The following is an 18,049-nucleotide window of genomic DNA, read 5'->3' as shown; positions in this document are numbered from 1 at the left end:
CGCTCCCCTCTCCCGACCCTCGCTGACGCGAGGGCCACCCTCCCCCGCAGAGGGGAGAGGGGGTTCGGCGGCAACGCCGTGCCAGTTCATCACAACCACAGAGGCCGCTAGCCCATGCTGAGCCTCAGCTTCACCCCCCTCATCCCGTGGCCAGTCATTGCCGGGTTCGGCGTTCTGGTGGCGATCTTCGTCGTCCTCGCCTTCGTGGCGCGGGGGCGCACGGCGATCCTGCGGGCGCTGGCCCTCGGGCTCGTGCTGCTGGCCATCGCCAACCCGTCGCTGGTGCGCGAGGACCGCGAGCCGGTGAAGGACATCGCGGCCATCGTGGTCGACCGGTCGGGGTCGCAAAGTCTCGGTGACCGTCCGGCCATGACTGATACGGTGCGGGCTGAGTTGCAGAGGCGCTTCGGATCGCTCAGCAACATCGAGCCGCGCTTCATCGATGTGCCCGACGCCAAGGACGGCGATGACGGCACCAAGCTGTTCACGGCCCTGTCCCAGGGGCTTGCCGACGTTCCGCCGGATCGCCTCGCCGGCGTGGTGATGCTGACGGACGGCGTGGTCCACGACATCCCGGCCAATGTCGCGGCGCTCGGCATCAAGGCGCCGCTCCATGTCCTCGTCACCGGCCATCCCGACGAGCGCGACCGGCAGATCAAGCTGATCGAGGCCCCGCGCTTCGGCATCGTCGGGCGCGATCTCACCATCCGCGCCGAGGTGATGGAGCGGGGCGGCACCGGCAACGCCACCGTCACCGTGCGCCGCGACGGCGAGGAGATCGGACGCCGCACCTTCCCCACCGGCCAGCCCTTCTCGCTGACGACCAAGATCGAGCATGGCGGCCCCAACGTCGTGGAGATCGAGGTCGAGCCGCTGCCCGGTGAGTTGACCACCATCAACAACCGCGCCGTCCTGCCCATCGAGGGCATCCGCGAGAAGCTGCGCGTGCTCCTCGTCTCGGGCGAGCCGCACCAGGGTGAGCGGACCTGGCGCAACCTGCTGAAATCGGACGCGAACGTCGATCTCGTCCACTTCACCATCCTGCGGCCACCGGAGAAGCAGGATGGCACGCCGATCTCCGAACTGTCGCTCATCGCCTTCCCGACGCGCGAGCTGTTCGTCCAGAAGATCAAGGATTTCGACCTCATCATCTTCGACCGCTACGCCAACCAGAGCGTGCTGCCCTCGGCCTATTTCGACAACATCGTCCGCTATGTCCGCGATGGCGGCGCGCTGCTCATCGCGGCGGGGCCGGAATTCGCCTCCTCGGCGAGCCTCGCCCGTACCCGGCTCTCCCAGATTCTGCCGGGCGAGCCCAATGGTCGGGTGGTGGAGCAGCCCTACAAGGCGGCGCTGACGGGCACCGGCACCCGCCACCCCGTCACCCGCGCCCTGCCGGGCTCGGAGGCCTCTCCCCCGGCCTGGGGTGACTGGCTGCGCATCGTCTCCGCCCAGACCAAGCCCGGCATCCAGCCGATCCTGCAGGGGCCGAACGCCCTGCCGCTCCTCGCTCTCTCGCGGGAGGACAAGGGTCGGGTCGCCCTTCTTCTGTCCGACCATGCCTGGCTCTGGGCACGCGGCTACCAGGAGGGCGGCCCCTATCTCGACCTGCTGCGCCGCCTCGGCCATTGGCTGATGAAGGAGCCGGCGCTCGAAGAAGAGGCCTTGCGGGCGCAGACGACGGGGCATGGCCGCGAAGTCCGCGTCGAGCGCCAGACCATGGCCGAGACTACCGACCCCGTCACCGTGAAGGGACCGACCGGACCGGAGCGGACGCTCACCCTCACGGCCGGGGAGCCCGGCCTGTTCAGCACGACCTTCGAGGCCACGGAGCTCGGGCTCCATACCCTGCGCTCCGGCTCGCTCATCGCCTTCGTCAGCGTCGGGCCGCCGAACCCGCGCGAACTCACCGACGTGTTCAGCGATACCGAGCGTCTGAAGGCCCTGGCCGAAGGGACCGGCGGCTCGATCCGCCGCGTCGCCGATGCGGGCGGGACCACCGTGGTGCCGCGCCTTCAGGCCGTGCGCAGCGGGCGTCTGGCCGGCGCCGACTGGATCGGCTTCCGCCCCAGCGACAGCGCCGTCATTCGCGGCGTCGAGGTCTATCCCCTGGCGCTCGGTCTGTGGGCGCTGGTGGCTTTGGCCGGTGCGGTGCTGGCGATGTGGCTGGTGGAGGGCCGGCGCGGGCGGGCGGCGTAGGTCTCCGACCCTCCCCCCTCTGCGGGGGAGGGTGGTCGCGGAGCGACCGGGAGAGGGGCAGCGCGACATCCGGCACCGAAGCTCCCCTCATCCGACCCGCTTCGCGGGCCACCTTCTCCCGCAGAGGGGAGAAGGAGTGCGCCGGTAGAACGGCCCGGTGCTCTATCTTCCCATCAATGGATCGCATACCGCGTCCCCCTCCCCACAGCGGGAAGAGGGTTCAGCCGCGCGTCTCGCCGCCCAAGATTGCGAGCGGACGAACGGGCCTGACGATCCCAGATACCGTCTCCAAGGCGCCGGGACGGAGTTCGAGCCAGAGGAAGCGCGCGGGGTCGACCGGTCCCGGCGGCAGCAGGCGGCCCGGCGGCACGGGCGCGAAACCGAAGCGACGGTAATAGGGCGCGTCTCCCACCAGAATGACGAGCCCGTGGCCGCCGGCCCGCGCGGCGTCGAGGCTCGCCTGCATCAACGATCCGCCGGTGCCACGCTTACCGAAGCTCGGATCCACCGTGAGCGGCCCCAGCACCAAAAGCGGCCCTCCCGCCTCCGCCGGAGCGACACGAACCGAGCCGACCAGATACGTGCCGACCAGCGCGGTGAAGCAGAGATCCGCCATGGGCCGGGCGCCTTCGCGCAGGCGATTGGCGGTGCGGGCGAAACGTCCCGGCCCGAAGGCGCGGGCGTGGAGGCGTTCGATGGAATCGGCATCGCCCGGCCGCTCGGGCCGAATGACGAGAGGCAGGCTGGTCATGTGGCGCGAGCGGAGAAATCGATGCGCGGATCGATCCAAGTGTAGATCAGGTCGGAGAGCAGGTTCACCGCCAGACCCATCAGCGAGAAAATGTAGAGCGTGGCGAAGACGATCGGGTAATCGCGCCCGACGATGGCGGTGAAGGACAGGAGGCCAAGCCCGTCGAGGGAGAAGATCGTCTCGATGAGCAGGGAGCCGGCGAAGAAGGCCGAGATGAACGCGCCGGGAAAGCCCGCGACCACGATCAGCATGGCGTTGCGGAACACGTGGCCATAGAGCACCCGCCGCTCGGTGAGCCCCTTCATCCTGGCCGTCATCACGTATTGCTTACGGATCTCGTCGAGGAACGAGTTCTTGGTGAGCAGGGTCGAGGTGGCGAAGGCGCCGAGAACCAGCGCGGTGAGCGGCAGCGTCATGTGCCAGGCGTAATCGACGATCTTGCCCCAGAGGGTAAAGTTCTCCCAGCCCTCGCTGGTGAGGCCGCGGATCGGGAAGACCTGCAGGAACGAGCCGCCGGCGAACAGGATGATGAGGGCGATGCCGAACAGGAAGCTCGGGATGGCGTAGCCGACGATGACGATACTGGAGGTCCACAGGTCGAAGCGCGAGCCGTCCTTCACCGCCTTGCGGATGCCCAGCGGAATCGAGATCGCGTAGGACAGGAGCGTCATCCACAGGCCGAGGGAGATCGAGACCGGCAGGCGCTCGCGGATCAGCTGCAGCACCGAGACATCGCGAAAATAGCTCTTGCCGAAATCGAAGGTGGCGTAGTCCCACAGCATCTTGGCGAAGCGCTCGGGTGCCGGCTTGTCGAAGCCGAATTGCTGTTCGAGCTTCTTGATGAAGGCCGGGTCGAGCCCCTGCGCGCCGCGATAGCGCGAACTCGCCTCCGAGCCGCCGCCGGCCGAGCGCCCGCCGCCGCCGAGATCGCCGGCCCCGCCGGTGACGCGGGACAGGCTGCCCTCGCTCTGGCCCTGCAGCTGCGCCAGCACGCGCTCCACCGGCCCGCCGGGGGCGAATTGCACGATGACGAAGGTGATGAGCATGATCCCGAAGATCGTCGGGACCATGAGGGCGATGCGGCGCAGGATGTAGGCGAGCACGTCTGGTCCTCAATTCCTGCCGATTCGCCGGGCCTTGTCGGCATCGTGCCACCAGATCGCCGGGGCGCCGAGATCGTAGGCCGGTCCGGGCGATGGGTGGCCGTAGACGTCCCAGAGGGCAAGGCGGTGATCGGCCTTGTACCACATCGGAATCCAGTAGCGGCCCGAGCGCAGCACCCGGTCGAGGGCGCGGGCGGCAACGGTGAGATCGGCGCGGGTGGACGCATCGAGCACCCGGCCGATCAGGGCGTCCACCGTAGCGTTGGAGATCCCGGCGAGGTTGTCCGAGCCCGGCGTCGCGGCGCTGGCCGAGCCGTAGACCTGCCTCAGTTCCGGCCCGGGCGTTGGGCCGTTGCTATAGCGGCGCGAGGTGATGTCGAAGTCGAAATCCTTCAGGCGGGACTGATACTGGGACGTGTCCACCCGCCGGATGGTGGCCTTGATCCCGATCAGGCCGAGATTGCGGATGAAGGATTGGGTGTGCGGCTCGAGGGCCGGATCGGCGTCGAGGAACTCGATCTCAAGGGGCTTGCCTCCCGGCAGCGCGATGGTGCCGCCTTCCCGCGTGCAGCCCGCCTCGCGCAGGAGCGCCACGGCGCGGCTGAGCAACGCCCGGTCCTGGCCGGAGCCGTCGGACTGCGCGGGTTGCCAGGCCTCGCCGAAGACCTCGTCCGGCAGGCCGGCGCGCATGGGGTCGAGCAGCGCGAGTTCCTCGGCCGAGGGTTTCCCGGTGGCCTTGAGGTCTGAATTCTCGAAGAACGAGGCCGTGCGGATATAGGCGCCGAACATCAGGTTCTTGTTCGCCCAGGGGAAGTCGAAACACAGGCCGATCGCCTCGCGGACCCGGCGATCCTTGAAGGCTTCGCGGCGGGTGTTGATCCACCAGCCCTGCGTGCCGGAGGGTCGCGCATCGGGCACGACCTCCTTGCGCACGCGGCCCTCGCGGAAGGCGGGGAAATCGTAGCCCGTCGCCCAGACGCGGGCGGTGAACTCCTCGCGGAAGGTGAAGATGCCGCTCTTGAACGCCTCGAACGCCACCTGACGATCGCGGAAATACTCGTAGCGAATCTGCTCGAAATTGTTCTGGCCCACCATCACCGGCAGGTCGGCGGCCCAGTAATCGGCCACCCGCTCCAGCTCGATGAAGCGGCCGGCTTCCAGGCGCCCGACCTTGTAGGGGCCGGACCCCATCGGCGGCTCCAGGGTGGAGGCTTCGAAGTCGCGGCCCGCGTAATAGGCCTTCGAGAAGATCGGCAGGGTGGCGACGAAGAGCGGCAGATCGCGGCTGCGGCCCTTCTCGAATCGCACGATCAGCGTCTCGTCGCTCTCGGCCACGGCATCCGCCATGTCGCGGATCACCTGGGAGATCTCGGGGTGGCCCTTCTCCTTCAGTAGATTCAGGGAGAAGGCGACATCGGCGGCGGTGAGGCGCGTGCCATCGTGGAACCGCGCCTGGGGGCGAAGGGTGAAGCGGTAGGTGAGGCCGTCCTCGCTCGCTTCCACGCTGCGGGCGACGAGGCCATAGAGCGAATCGGGCTCGTCCAACGCCCGCACCATCAGCGAATCGAAGGTGAGGTTCATGCCGGCGGCGCCGTCGCCGCGCAGGACGTAGATGTTGAGGGTGTTGAACGTGTCGCCGGCCTGGTTGCCGAGGGTCGCCGAGAGCTGCGCCGAGAACCGGCCGCCGCGCGGGGCCGCCGCGTTCACATAGGCGAAATGCGGAAAGTCGGCCGGGTATTTCAGTTCCCCGAAACTCGACATGCCGTGTCTCGCCCCGGTGAGGGCGGCCCCCGCCGGCTTCGTCAGGGCGGTGGCGATGCCGAGGGCGCCGGCCCCGGCGACGAAGTCCCGGCGGGTCGGCGCGAACCTCACCGCGGCGCCCCGGTCTTGGCGGCGAGCGCCTCGTCGTACCACCATGTGGTCGGGAAGCCGGAGGAGCCGTAGAGCGGCAGGGTCGCCGGATGCGCGAACCGGTTCCAGCGCAGGGTCCGCGACACGTTCGAGGCCCATTGCGGCACGACGAAGTTGTGGGCGAGGAGCACCCGGTCGAGGGCGTGGGTGGCGGCAAGCACGCCCGGGCGGTCCTTGGCGAAGATCACACGCTCGATCAGCGTATCGATGGCCGGGTCCTTGATGCCGATCAGGTTGCGCGATCCCTGCTTGTCGGCCGCGGCCGATCCCCAATATTCGCGCTGCTCGTTACCGGGCGAAAGCGACTGGCCCCAGGAACTCGTGGTCACGTCGAAGTCGAAGCCGCGCAGCCGGTTCTGGTACTGCGCCTGGTCGATGACGCGCAGCGAGGTCTGGATGCCGATGAGCTTCAACTGAGCCGAGAAGGGCAGGATCACCCGCTCGAACACGCTCTGGAATTCAAGGAACTCGACCGTGAGCGGTTCACCGGTCTTCACGTTGGTCATGCGCCCGTCGCGAAGCTCGTAGCCGGCCTCCTTGAGGAGGCGCACGGCCTCGCGCAGGTTGGCGCGCACCGCATCCGGCGTGCCGTTCACCGGGTTCGCGTAGGGGGTCGTGAAGACGGAGGCCGGGACCTTGTCCTTCACCGCCTCGAGGATCGCCAGTTCCTCACCCTGGGGGAGACCCGACGAGACGAGTTCCGAGCCGAAGTAGTAGGAGTCGATCCGCTTGTAGAGGCCGTAGAACAGCGAGCGGTTCATCTCCTCGAAATTCATGGCGAGGTTGAAGGCGCGCCTCACCCGCTCGTCGGCGAATTTCGCCTTGCGGGTGTTGAAGACGAAGGCCTGCATGGTGCCGTTCCCGCGATCGGGGAACTCCTCCTTGATGAGGCGACCCTCCTTCACGGCGGGGAAATCGTCATAGGCCGTGGCCCAGTTGCGGGCGACGTTCTCGGCCCGGAAATCGAACAGGTCGCCCTTCAGCGCCTCGATCAGCACGGTGGAATCGCGAAAATACTCGTTGCGCATCGTGCCGAAATTGTTGCGCCCGGCATTCACCGGCAGGTCGGCGCCCCAGTAATCTGGCACGCGCTCATAGGTGGCGCTGCGGCCGGGCTCGAACTTGGCGAGGCGGTAGGGGCCGGAGCCCAGCGGCATCTCGAGGGTGGTCTGGGTGACGTCGCGCTGGCGTCCTTCCGCGTCCTTGCCCGTCCACCAATGCTTGGGCAGTACGCGGAGCTGGCCGAGGACCTGCGGCAGCTCGCGATTGCCCTTCTCGGCGAAGGTGAAGGTGACTTCGCGCGGGCCGGTGACTTCGCCCTTCGCCACCGTCTGGTAATAGGCGGCGTAGAACGGGCTGTTGGCCTTCAGGGTCTCGTAGGACCAGACCACATCCTCGGGCGTGATCGGCTTGCCGTCGTGCCAGCGGGCATTCTCGCGCAGGCGGTAGGTCACGGAGGAGAGGTCGTCGGCGAGTTTCGCCCCCTCGGCCAGCAGGCCGTAGGAGGTGAAGGGCTCGTCGAGCGATTCCGTCATGAGGGTATCGTAGATCTGGCCGATCCCGCTCTCGAGATCGCCCTTCAGCCCGGAGACGACGAGGTTGAAATTGTCGAACCCGCCCTGTGCCCCGAGGCGGACGAGGCCGCCCTTGGGGGCCTTCGGGTCCGCGTAATCGAAATGCTTGAAATCGGCCGGATATTTCGGCTCGCCCATCAGCGTGAGGGCATGGGCCCATCCACCGTCCTGCGTGGCGGCGCGCGCACTCTCCGCGAAGCTCGCCACGGCGAGGGAGACTGCCAGGGTAGCGGCGAGTAGGCGTCCGATCAGGGCTGTTCGCTTCACGAGGCGGCTGTCTCCCGAATTCCATGGCCGAAGCCGTAGAGGGCTCAGGCGGCATGTCCTTCTAGGACGCCGGGGCGGGGCGCGCCAAGCGGGCAAGTCCCAGGCGCGTCGGTTGAACGCGTGGGAGGACCGTCCTCCGAAGGACGTCGGAGTGCTTGACGGAACTCTAGATCAGGGTCGATTTTCCCGCGACGTACCGCACCGTAGCGGGAGCGGGAGCGGGAGTTTCGTGAGAGAGGGGAAGAACCTGTTTAGGCTGTTCTCCCAAGGGCTTACCTCATCCTGAGGTGCCGCGCAGCGGCCTCGAAGGAGGCCTCCAGAACCCATAGAGCAGACTGGAGGGCTCCTTCGAGGCCCTTTGCTCAGGCAAAGGGCACCTCAGGATGAGGTGGTCTGATTGGATAATCGACTTCTACGGATGATCCGCTCACGGCTGATCAACCGTAGGACAAATCCGATCGACCGGACGTCAGACGATCTGAACGCTCTTGGGCGTGATCTCGGCGATCTTGGTGGCGCCGACCTGGCGCATGATCGTCTCGAACTCGCGCTGCATCAGGGTGAGCACCATCTCGACGCCCGGCTGGCCGAAGGCGGCGAGGCCCCAGATGTAGGGACGACCGACGCAGACGGCGGTGGCGCCGAGCGCCAGGGCCTTGAGCACGTCGGTGCCGCGGCGGAACCCGCCATCGATGAGGACCGGCACCTTGCCGTTCACGGCGGCGACCACCTCGGGCAGCGCGCCGATGGTCGATTGCAGGCTCTCCTCGGCGCGGCCGCCATGGTTGGAGACGATGATCGCATCGACGCCGTGGGTGAGGGCGATCTTGGCATCTTCCTGGGTCATGATGCCCTTGAGGACGAGCTTGCCCTTCACGATGCCGCGCAGGCGCTTCACGTAATCCCAGGTCATGCCGGTGCCGTAGAGGTTGGTCACCTTCGACACGTCGATCTCGTCGAACATCGGCTTGCGGCTGACTTCGTTCTTGAAGCCGGGCGTGTGGCAATCGGTACAGGTGCGGGTGTCGGCGCGGCGCTCGCGGAACAGCGTCTCGGTGTTGCGGCCGCCCTGGCGATCCACGGTGAGCACGATGGCCGGGGCGCCGGCGGCCTCGGCCCGCTTCACCAGCTTCTCGGTCACGGACCAATCGTCGGTCGGGTAAAGCATGTACCAGACGGGCGCGCCGCGCTCCTTGATCACGGTCTCGATGGAGGTGCTGCCCACCGTGGACAGGATCATCTGGTGACCCTTCACCTTACAGGCGCGGGCGGCGGCGGCCTCCGCCTCGGGGTGGAAGGCACCCACGCTGCTGACGGGGGCGAGCGCGATCGGGCTTGCCCAGGTCTCACCGAAGATCTTCACGGTCGTGTCGATCTTGCGCACGTCGATCAGGCGGCGAACGCGGATATGGATCTTATCGAAATCGTCACGGTTGGCCTTCAGCGTCTTGTCGGCGTCGACGCCGCTGGCAAGGTAGCCGTAATGCGCCGGCGGCAATTCCTTCTTCGCCACGGGCTCGAAATCGAACACGTTGAGGGCCTGCGCCGGGGAGGCGATGAGGTCGCCGTTCATCACGGGAGCGGCGCGGAGCACGTCGTAGCTCTGGGCCACGGCTTCGGTGGTTCCGAAAGCGGCGATGCCGGCCAGGGCGCGGGCAGCGCTCGGTGCGAAAAGCGGGCTGGTCGAGAAATACGTCAGCAGCTTGCGACGGTGGATCGATGCATGCTCGCTCATAACACTCTGCCCTTCAAATCCGTTCGACCTATGCGCCGTTTCCACGGCCCAGATTACGCGGCTTTCCTGCATCATTTTTATTGTGCAATGCAATAACTGATATAATTCTAACTCAATGTGGTGGTGTCCCACTCCCCCGTCCTACCGGGAAATCCTTCCACAAAGTCGACAGGGAGACTGTTTTTCGACGCAAAGCGCAGGATTATCGTGCTTAATTTGCTGTCATCACGATCATGCGATCCGCACCGCCTCAGTCACTGGGTGAGCCGGCTTTCACATTATTTTGCTGCAGTGCGGGATGCTGTCGGTCCGGGTGATTCCCTCGTTGGAAACGCGGCTCACGTCCTGGAACGCAAAAGGCCGGGACAAGCCCGGCCTTTCCGATCGTTCATCGATGTGGGAACTTCCCCGGTCGCGTAGCCTACTGCGCGGGCTTCTCTTCCGGCGCTTTCTGATCGACAGGCTTGTCGCCAGCCGGGCTGTCCGCAGCCGCGGCCTTCTCCACGGCGGGGAGCGGAGCCGGCGTATCGGCAAGCGAACGCAGATACGCGATCACATCGGCGCGCTCCTGCGGAGCCTGGATCCCGGCGAAGGCCATCTTGGTGCCGGGCACGTAGGTCTTCGGATTGGCGAGGAAGTGGTCGAGCTCGTCGTAGGTCCAGGTGCCGCCCTTTTCCTTCAAGGCGGCGGAATATTCGAACCCGCCTTCATGGGCGCGCTGACGATCGACCACGCCCCAGAGATGCGGGCCGACCTTGTTGGGGCCGCCCTTCTCGAAACTGTGGCAGGCGGCGCACTTCTTGGCGGCGCCGGTGCCTTTCTCGACGCTGGCGCTGGCGAGGCGAACCGGAAGCGGCTCGACCTTGGCAGCGGCGGCCGCACCACCGCCCGCCGCCTCGGGCTGAGGCTCGGGGAGGGCGTAGCCCGCGCTGCCGGCGGGCTTCGGAGAATAAATCAACTCGGCGACAAACCCGGAGCCCATGGCGAGAAGAAGAGTGCCGAGAACGGCGCCCGCGACCTTGTTCAGCTCGAAAGAGTCCATTCTCGACAACTCCGGGGGCGTCCGCCGGTTGCGGCGGCATGCGAGGCCCGGTGAGCGGATGCCCCGGACTCTGGAAATGTTCGAGGGTGAATAGCGGTACTCGACCGATCTTGACAATGCCGGAGTCACGGGCCGCGTAGTCGCAGAGGCGAAGCTGTCACCCGTGCGCCGCCCCGGCGACGATGACAACCCGCATCGCCCCTGCTAATCCGCCCCCTCACTGGAGAGATCCGCCGGTCGATGTCAGATCCCCTCGTCCTGATCCCCGCCCGCATGGCGGCCACGCGGCTGCCCGACAAGCCCATGGCCGACATCGCCGGCGAGCCGATGATCGTGCATGTCTGGCGCCGGGCCGTGGAGGCCGGCATCGGCCCCGTGGTGGTGGCGACCGATGCCGTCGAGATCGTCGATGCCATCGAGCGGGTCGGAGGCCTCGCGACCCTCACCCGGGCCGATCATCCCTCCGGATCGGACCGGCTGGCCGAGGCCCTCGAGATCATCGATCCGCAGGGCAACCACGACGTCATCGTCAACGTGCAGGGCGACCTGCCGACGATCGACCCGGCGGCCATCGCGGCCGCGATCCTGCCACTCGCGGATCGGGCTGTGGATATCGCCACCCTCTGCGCCCTCATCACCCGCGACGAGGAGCGGCACGATCCCAACGTGGTGAAACTCGTGGGCCATCACGTGACGCCGAACCGCTTGCGCGCCCTCTATTTCACCAGGGCGCAGGCGCCCTGGGGGGAGGGGCCGCTGTTCCACCATATCGGCCTTTACGCCTATCGCCGCCGTGCGCTCACCCGCTTCATGGCCCTGCCGCCCGGGGAGCTCGAGACCCGCGAGAAGCTGGAACAGCTGCGGGCGCTGGAGGCGGGCATGCGCATCGACGCCACCATCGTCGACGACCTGCCGCTGGGCGTCGACACCCCCGCCGACCTCGAGCGCGCGCGGGCCGTGCTCAATGCCCGGCGCCTCAACTGACGAACCGAGTCATCACCTCAATGTCCCAGACGACCGAGCCCCGCACGTCCGAATCCCGCACGTCCGAATCCCGTAAGACGATCTCCTACCAGGGTGAGCCCGGCGCGAACTCGCACATCATCTGCGCCCAGGCCTATCCGGACTGGACCCCGCTGCCCTGCGCCTCGTTCGAAGAAGCCTTCGCGGCGGTGAATGACGGCCGCGCGGCGCTGGCGATGATCCCGATCGAGAACTCCATCGCCGGCCGTGTCGCCGACATCCATCATCTCATCCCCACATCCGGCCTGCACATCGTGGCCGAGCATTTCCTGCCGATCCATTTCCAGTTGATGGCGCTTCCCGGCACGCCGATCGAGGCGATCAGGACGGTGCACAGCCATGTCCACGCCCTCGGCCAGTGCCGCAAGATCATCCGGCGGCTGGGGCTGAAGGCCATCGTGGCCGGCGACACGGCGGGCGCGGCGCGCGAAGTCGCCGAGGCCGGGGATCCCAGTCGCGGCGCGCTGGCGCCGGCCATGGCGGCAGGCGTCTACGGGCTCGATATCCTCGCCCGTGACGTGGAGGACGAGAGCCACAACACCACGCGCTTCGTGGTGTTCTCGCCCGAGGCTGCGGAAGTGCCAGCCAATACCGGACCGACGGTGACGAGCTTCATCTTCCGCGTCCGCAACATCCCGGCCGCGCTCTACAAGGCGCTCGGGGGCTTTGCCACCAACGGCGTCAACATGTCGAAGCTCGAAAGCTACATGGTCGAAGGCCAGTTCTCGGCGACGCAGTTCTATGCGGAGGTCGACGGCCATCCGGAGGATCCGGGTCTCGCCCGCGCGCTGGACGAACTCGCGTATTTCTCGCGCGAATTACGCATCATCGGCACCTACCCGGCCCATCCGTTCCGCGAGACGACGCGGCTGGCGGCGGAGTAGGCGCGGGAGGCGGGGGAGTAGGCGCGGGAGGCGGACCTATTCCCGCTTGATCACCCGGTCGACCACGAAGTCGGACCAGAAGCCGGGGCGGAAATCGCGCTTCAAGGCCTCGGGGTCGTAGACCGCCTCGACCCAGGTCAGGAAATCCAGACCCTTCGCCTCGCCGTCGCGCAGGTAGAGGTCGAAGAAGGCGTCGAGAATCCCGGTCTTGGCGAAGCGGAAATGGCCGTACCGGGCCGAGAGCTGCTGCATCGCCTCCGAGACCGGCACGCCTTCGTGCAGGATGAGGAACAGGGCAGCGCCGAGGCCGGCCCGGTCCGCTCCCGACTTGCAATGCATCACGGCGGGATACTGGACGCCGTCGAAAAACGCCTTCGCGGCGAGGATCGTCTCCTTCGAGGGCGCTTCGCGGGAGCGCAGCACGAATTCGACGAGGTTCAGCCCCTGATGGGCGCAGGCCTCGCGCTGGAGCGGCCAGGAGCCGTGCTCGCGGCCGCCACGCAGGGAGATCACCGTGCGCACGCCCTGCCGCCGGAACCAGGCGAGCTGGTGGGGTGTGGGCTGGGCCGAGCGCCAGATCTTGCCGGTCCCGATCTTGTGACGGTTCAGATAGGCGAGACGGAACACGCCGTGGTCGACGAGCAGCATGTTGGCCCAGGCCCGCACGCGTGCGCTCCGACCGGAGATCGGCTGCTCGAAGCGGGCGATCCGCGCCATGCGCCGGGCATAGCGGATCTCGGGCTTGATGAATCTGTTGAACACGGGTGGCTGCTGGAACCGGTCGGGAGGACAGTGCTGCGGCTCTAACAGCCGGTAGAGGATCGGGCAAACGCGTGTCGCGGAAGGGCGCCATCGGGCATCGATATTCCCGGCCACGAGAATTCGGCATCCGGCTTGCCTTCATCATGCCCGTATCGTGGATTTCGATGCGACGTCGTTCCCGTTTCCACCGAGCGTAGGGACAGTCATGAAGACGAGCACCACCAGCATCCGCCGCGCCCGTTCGGGAGACGCCGACCGGCTGAGCGACGTCTTCGACGAAACCTGGCGGGAGGCCTATCGCGGCATCATCCCCGGCATTTCCCTGGAGCGGATGATCTCCCAGCGCTCGTCGCAATGGTGGGTCGGCGCGGCCCAGCGCAACCGCCCCCTGGTCGTGGTCGAGATCGGCGACGAGATCGTCGGATACGCCATCTACGGGCAGGCGAGGGGGAGCGCGCTGAAGGCAGCGGGCGAGATCGACGAGCTCTACATCCTGCCGGCCTATCAGGGCCTGGGGCTCGGCCGGCGCTTGTTCCGCGCGATCCGCAACGACCTGATCGACCACGGCCTGACACGGATCGGAGTCTGGACGCTGACGGGCAACGAGCGCGCCTGCGCGTTCTACGCCGGTCTCGGCGGCAAGAGGGTGGCCGAGGCCGTCGACCGCATGGCCGGCGCCGTCCTCGACAAGGCGGCCTACCGCTTCGAATGACATCCGGCCGCCGGGCCGGTCAGAAGTCCCCGTCACGGAACCCTAAGCACGGCATGGATCGTTGATCCTGCGCTGAAGCCGGACCGCTCCCACATGTCGGGGGCCGGCCCGGACTTCCCTGCGCCGGAACAAGGACCACAATGACCACCAGTCAGCAGGACGTGTCGCGCCGCGATTGCACGGCGCAGGATTGGGACGACCGCGTCACCCGCCTCACCGAGAAGCTGCCGGACACTTTGCGCAAGGCCATCGAGTGGCTTCGCGAACCCCATCGCCGCTGGATCAGGATCGGCGCGGCGCTGCTGTTCATCCTCGGCGGAATCTTCTCCATCCTGCCCGTGCTCGGGCTTTGGATGCTGCCGGTGGGACTGGCTCTCCTCAGCCAGGACATCCCGGCACTCAAGGTCCCGCTCGAACGCTCGGCCCGTTGGATCGAGGGCGTCTGGCAGCGCTGGTTCGGCTCGCGCAAGAACAAGCCCTGATCGACGACGTGGACGTCGTGGCGATCAACCGGAAGCGGGCTCGATGGACGCTTCACCGGGCGAGCATCGCTGCACCCTGAGGTAACGATTCGGGGCAAAAGCCCCGCGCAACGGGCGAAGGCCGATTTCTTTTAACCGGGAAGGGATTTAAGAGACGCGTCAAACAGCGCCCCAGGTTGCTGCAGGTTAGAGAGAGGACCCCATGATCATCGATTCCATCTCGATCGGTAAGAATCCGCCAGACGACGTCAACGTCATTATCGAGGTTCCGATCGGCGGTGATCCGATCAAGTACGAGATGGACAAGGAATCCGGTGCTCTGGTGGTCGACCGGTTTCTTTACACCGCGATGCATTACCCGGGGAATTACGGCTTCATCCCGCACACGCTCTCGGGTGACGGTGATCCGTGCGACGTTCTCGTGGCCAATACGCGCGCCATCGCTCCCGGCGCGGTCATCAGCGTTCGGCCGGTGGGCGTCCTCGTGATGGAGGACAATGCCGGCGAGGACGAGAAGATCATCGCCGTGCCGTCCCGCCACCTGACGATGCGCTACGACCGGATCGAGAACTACACCGACCTGCCGGACATCACGATCCAGCAGATCCAGCACTTCTTCGAGCATTACAAGGATCTGGAACCCGGCAAGTGGGTCAAGATCAAGCGCTGGGGCGACAAGGCCGAGGCCCAGCGCCTCATCAACGAGGGTATCGAGCGCGCCAAGGCCGAGAAGGCCTGAACCACGGACCTCTCAGGGCCTGTTCCAGAGGTGTTTGTCCAAGCTCTACCTCATCCTGAGGCGCCGCGTAGCGGCCTCGAAGGAGCCCTCCAGTGGTCGTCGCGCGATCCCTGGAAGGCTCCTTCGAGGCCCTTTGCTCAGGCAAAGGGCGCCTCAGGATGAGGAGGTCTGATAGGATGATCTACTGTGCCTTGAGCAGCCACTGAGAAATCCGATCACACCAACGCTCACAAAGCCTCGCCCCGCAACAGCCGGGGCGAGGCAGCCCGCGAGGCCGAGGCCTCGCCGATGAACAGCGATTTCAGTCCGGGGAGCCTGTCGACGAGGCCGAGCCCGAGATCGCGCACGAGGCGAACCGGCAGGACATCGTTGGAAAACAGCCGGTTCAGTCCATCCGTGGCCGCCGCCATGGCGAAGGTGTCGAACCGCCGGCTGCGCTCGTAGCGCTGCAGCACATCCTTCGCCCCCGGGTCGAGGCCGAGCCGCAGGGCCTCCGTGATCTCCTCCGCCAGCGAAGCGGCATCCGCGAGGCCGAGATTCAATCCCTGCCCGGCGATGGGGTGGATCACGTGGGCCGCGTCGCCGAGCAAGGCGAGTCGCTCGCCCCGGAAGCTCCGCGCCATGCCGAGGGACAGCGGGTGGGCGCTCGGCCCGTCTTCGAGGACGAGACGACCGAGATTGAGCCCGAAGCGCCGTTCGATTTCCGCAAGCGTTTCTTCCCGGCTGCCGCCGATCAGCGCCTCCACATCCGAGGTTCGCTCGGTCCAGACGATGGAGGAGCGATGACCCAGCGCGCCGCCATCCACCAGCGGCAGGATGGCGAAGGGGCCGCTCGGCAGAAAATGTTCGAAGGCGCGGCCACCATGCGGACGCTCATGCCCGATCGTCGCGACGATGCCCATCTGCGGATAGGAGCGTCCGACCCAACCGATCCCCGCGGCCTCACGCAATCTCGAACGCGAGCCATCCGCTGCCACCAGCAGGGAGGCGACGGCCTCGCGCCCGTCGGACAGCGCGACGGCGATGCCGGAACCCCGCGCTTGCGCATGGCGGATGCCGACCGGTTCCAGGACAACGCCGCAGGCTCTCGATGCCGAGAGCAGGGATTCCACCAGGAACTCCGCTTCGACCATGTGTGCGAAGGGCTCGCCGGCCTCCGCTACGTCATCGGCGCCATGTCCGCCAAAGGTGAGAAAGATGGGCCGGACCGGGTCCGTCAGCCGACTGTCGCTGATCGCCATGTCGAGGATCGGTTCGGCCGCATGAGCGATGTCGTCCCAGACCCCCAGCCTCGTCAGCATGCGCCGGCCGCCAGCCGCCACCGCGAAGGCACGCCCCCGATGGCGTAAAGCCGCACGATCCAGCCCCGGATCGAAGACGGCCACATCCAACGATTCGCCATGGGCCTGGCGCAGAGCCAGCGCCAGGCTGAGGCCGGGAATACCGCCGCCCGCGACGATCACCTTGCGAGGTGCGCGACCGTCCATCGATCCGCCCATGCTCTTCACCTCGTCCCCCTCCGCGCCGGCTGCGATCCGACGGGCCTGCACTGGCACCGCGTTTCATCCGAGGCAACGTTTCTTGCCCGAGGCCATGCGCTTTGCCGGAGCCAACGCGCGAAGGCGAGGCTTGGTGCATTGGCGAGGCTCGGCACGTGGGCGAGACGTCCGATGCGTGGCTTTCACCCGCGCGCCTTGCATTCCGTGCCCGGTGTGGCGATGCCAATGCCCAATAATACGCGTTGCACGACACCCTCGGTGTCACTGTCCTGCAAAGGCCCGCATGACCGGATCCGTCGACGAACTCCTCGCTTGCCTCGACCTTGAACCGCTCGCTGACGACCTGTTCCGTGGACAGAGCATCCAGACCGGATGGTTCCGCGTCTTCGGCGGCCAGGTGCTCGGGCAGGCCCTAGTGGCCGCGTCGCGCACCGTGGAGGCCAGTCGCCCGGCGCATTCCCTCCACGCCTATTTCATCCTCGGAGGCGATCCCGCCGCCCCGATCGATTACGCGGTGGAGCGGATTCGCGACGGGCGCAGCTTCGCGACGCGGCGGGTCGTGGCCCACCAGCATGGCCGTGCGATCTTCACCCTCTCGGCCTCGTTCCACATCGAGGAGGACGGTGCTTTCCATCAGGCCGTCATGCCGGATGTTCCGGCCCCCGAGGCGCTGCTGGACGCCCCCGCTCTCGCCGCGGCGGCGGGGCCGGCGATCCCCGCGACCATGCGCGCCTATCTCGGACGGGCCACCCCGATCGAGTTGAGGCCGGTGGAGGTCGAACGCTATCTGTCGCGCGATCCGCGCGAGCCTCGGTTCCACGTCTGGATGCGGGCGCGAGAGCGGCTACCGGACGAGCCGGCGCTACACAGGGCCGTACTCGCCTATGCTTCCGACCTAATGCTCCTCGACGCCACCCTGATTCCGCATGGCAAGACGGTGTTCGACGCGTCGATCCAATCCGCCAGCCTGGATCACGCACTCTGGTTCCACCGATCGTTCCGCGCCGATGAATGGCTGCTCTATGTCCATGACAGCCCGTCCGCCTCCGGCGCGCGCGGTTTCGCCAGAGGATCGCTCTTCACTCGAAGTGGCGAGCTGGTGGCCTCCGTGGCTCAGGAAGGCTTGATACGCCCAACCGGCGATGGATCCTGAACCGCTGCAACCTTTGCTTTACTGGCTGCCACTCTGCTCACGATATCGTCTGAATGAGTATTCTTTAGGCGATTGGCGCAGAAATTTCGCCCGATCACGCGTCAGTGATCGGTCACTTTGTGTGCAGATGGCAAAATCGGGAAAAGTTCCCTTTGGCATAATCCTTGAATGATGGGCGCCGATCGCTTGGCCATTCTGGCTGGTGCGAAAATG

14 protein-coding genes and 1 pseudogene are annotated in these 18,049 nt (G+C 66.8%); 7 read left to right on the top strand and 8 right to left on the bottom strand.

What is annotated here, in order from left to right; all coding sequences use genetic code 11:
• The first annotated feature begins 114 nt into the window (after positions 1–114).
• A complete protein-coding gene (locus RQI43_RS13195; protein WP_311275417.1) occupies positions 115–2,199 on the top strand; it encodes a hypothetical protein in 2,085 nt (694 codons plus the stop codon).
• A gap of 220 nt (positions 2,200–2,419) precedes the next feature.
• Here RQI43_RS13195 and RQI43_RS13190 read toward each other — a convergent pair whose 3' ends face one another.
• The 6 genes and pseudogenes from RQI43_RS13190 to RQI43_RS13165 form a co-directional block, all read right to left on the bottom strand.
• Positions 2,420–2,950 carry an N-acetyltransferase gene (locus RQI43_RS13190; RefSeq protein WP_311275416.1) on the bottom strand — a complete coding sequence of 177 codons (531 nt, stop codon included), beginning with the start codon at positions 2,948–2,950 and terminating at the stop codon, positions 2,420–2,422.
• The gene (locus tag RQI43_RS13185; protein ID WP_207412419.1) at positions 2,947–4,053 is read right to left on the bottom strand and encodes a microcin C ABC transporter permease YejB; all 1,107 of its coding nucleotides are present in this window, start codon (positions 4,051–4,053) and stop codon (positions 2,947–2,949) included. Before RQI43_RS13185 ends, RQI43_RS13190 begins: the two co-directional genes overlap by 4 nt.
• 9 nt (positions 4,054–4,062) lie before the next feature.
• Entirely contained in the window at positions 4,063–5,970 is a 1,908-nt protein-coding gene (locus tag RQI43_RS13180) for an extracellular solute-binding protein (protein ID WP_311275415.1), read from the bottom strand.
• Complete coding sequence (locus tag RQI43_RS13175) at positions 5,922–7,790, bottom strand: extracellular solute-binding protein (RefSeq protein ID WP_405030616.1); 1,869 nt, start codon at positions 7,788–7,790, stop codon at positions 5,922–5,924. The genes RQI43_RS13180 and RQI43_RS13175 overlap by 49 nt, the downstream gene beginning before the upstream one ends.
• Before the next feature lie 484 nt (positions 7,791–8,274).
• Positions 8,275–9,540 (bottom strand): alpha-hydroxy acid oxidase, encoded by a 1,266-nt coding sequence (locus RQI43_RS13170; RefSeq protein ID WP_311275414.1) that lies wholly within the window; start codon positions 9,538–9,540, stop codon positions 8,275–8,277.
• A 427-nt stretch (positions 9,541–9,967) separates the two neighbouring features.
• Positions 9,968–10,582, bottom strand: a pseudogene (locus tag RQI43_RS13165) (c-type cytochrome); the annotation flags it as partial.
• A gap of 240 nt (positions 10,583–10,822) precedes the next feature.
• Between RQI43_RS13165 and RQI43_RS13160 the strand changes: the two are divergent.
• Together RQI43_RS13160 and RQI43_RS13155 are read left to right on the top strand one after the other, a co-directional pair.
• Positions 10,823–11,566: a 3-deoxy-manno-octulosonate cytidylyltransferase gene (locus RQI43_RS13160; RefSeq protein ID WP_056429770.1), complete on the top strand. Its 744-nt coding sequence runs from the start codon at positions 10,823–10,825 to the stop codon at positions 11,564–11,566.
• Between the two features lie 20 nt (positions 11,567–11,586).
• Entirely contained in the window at positions 11,587–12,489 is a 903-nt protein-coding gene (locus RQI43_RS13155; RefSeq protein WP_311275413.1) for a prephenate dehydratase, read from the top strand.
• A gap of 36 nt (positions 12,490–12,525) precedes the next feature.
• Here the strand turns inward: RQI43_RS13155 and RQI43_RS13150 are convergent, their stop codons facing one another.
• Positions 12,526–13,251, bottom strand: a complete 726-nt coding sequence (locus RQI43_RS13150) for a fused DSP-PTPase phosphatase/NAD kinase-like protein (protein ID WP_056429774.1) — start codon at positions 13,249–13,251, stop codon at positions 12,526–12,528.
• A gap of 205 nt (positions 13,252–13,456) precedes the next feature.
• Between RQI43_RS13150 and RQI43_RS13145 the strand changes: the two genes are divergently transcribed.
• The 3 genes from RQI43_RS13145 to ppa all read left to right on the top strand — a co-directional run bounded on the left by RQI43_RS13145 (position 13,457) and on the right by ppa (position 15,184).
• Positions 13,457–13,963 carry a GNAT family N-acetyltransferase gene (locus RQI43_RS13145; protein ID WP_056429776.1) on the top strand — a complete coding sequence of 169 codons (507 nt, stop codon included), beginning with the start codon at positions 13,457–13,459 and terminating at the stop codon, positions 13,961–13,963.
• A 140-nt stretch (positions 13,964–14,103) separates the two neighbouring features.
• The gene (locus RQI43_RS13140; protein ID WP_056429778.1) at positions 14,104–14,445 is read left to right on the top strand and encodes a hypothetical protein; all 342 of its coding nucleotides are present in this window, start codon (positions 14,104–14,106) and stop codon (positions 14,443–14,445) included.
• Positions 14,446–14,647: 202 nt separating this feature from the next.
• Positions 14,648–15,184, top strand: coding sequence for an inorganic diphosphatase (ppa, locus tag RQI43_RS13135; protein WP_018044679.1), 537 nt, complete (start codon positions 14,648–14,650; stop codon positions 15,182–15,184).
• 227 nt (positions 15,185–15,411) lie between these two features.
• Here the strand turns inward: ppa and RQI43_RS13130 are convergent, their stop codons facing one another.
• A complete protein-coding gene (locus tag RQI43_RS13130) occupies positions 15,412–16,683 on the bottom strand; it encodes an FAD-dependent monooxygenase (protein ID WP_311275432.1) in 1,272 nt (423 codons plus the stop codon).
• Positions 16,684–16,966: 283 nt separating this feature from the next.
• Between RQI43_RS13130 and tesB the strand changes: the two genes are divergently transcribed.
• Complete coding sequence (tesB, locus tag RQI43_RS13125; RefSeq protein ID WP_311275412.1) at positions 16,967–17,836, top strand: acyl-CoA thioesterase II; 870 nt, start codon at positions 16,967–16,969, stop codon at positions 17,834–17,836.
• Positions 17,837–18,049: the final 213 nt, after the last annotated feature.

The organism is Methylobacterium sp. WCS2018Hpa-22 (assembly GCF_031843785.1).
In the GTDB taxonomy this organism is placed as follows: domain Bacteria; phylum Pseudomonadota; class Alphaproteobacteria; order Rhizobiales; family Beijerinckiaceae; genus Methylobacterium.
The sequence above is the reverse complement of the archived record's forward strand: the minus strand, read 5'-3'. Positions and strand labels throughout refer to the sequence as shown.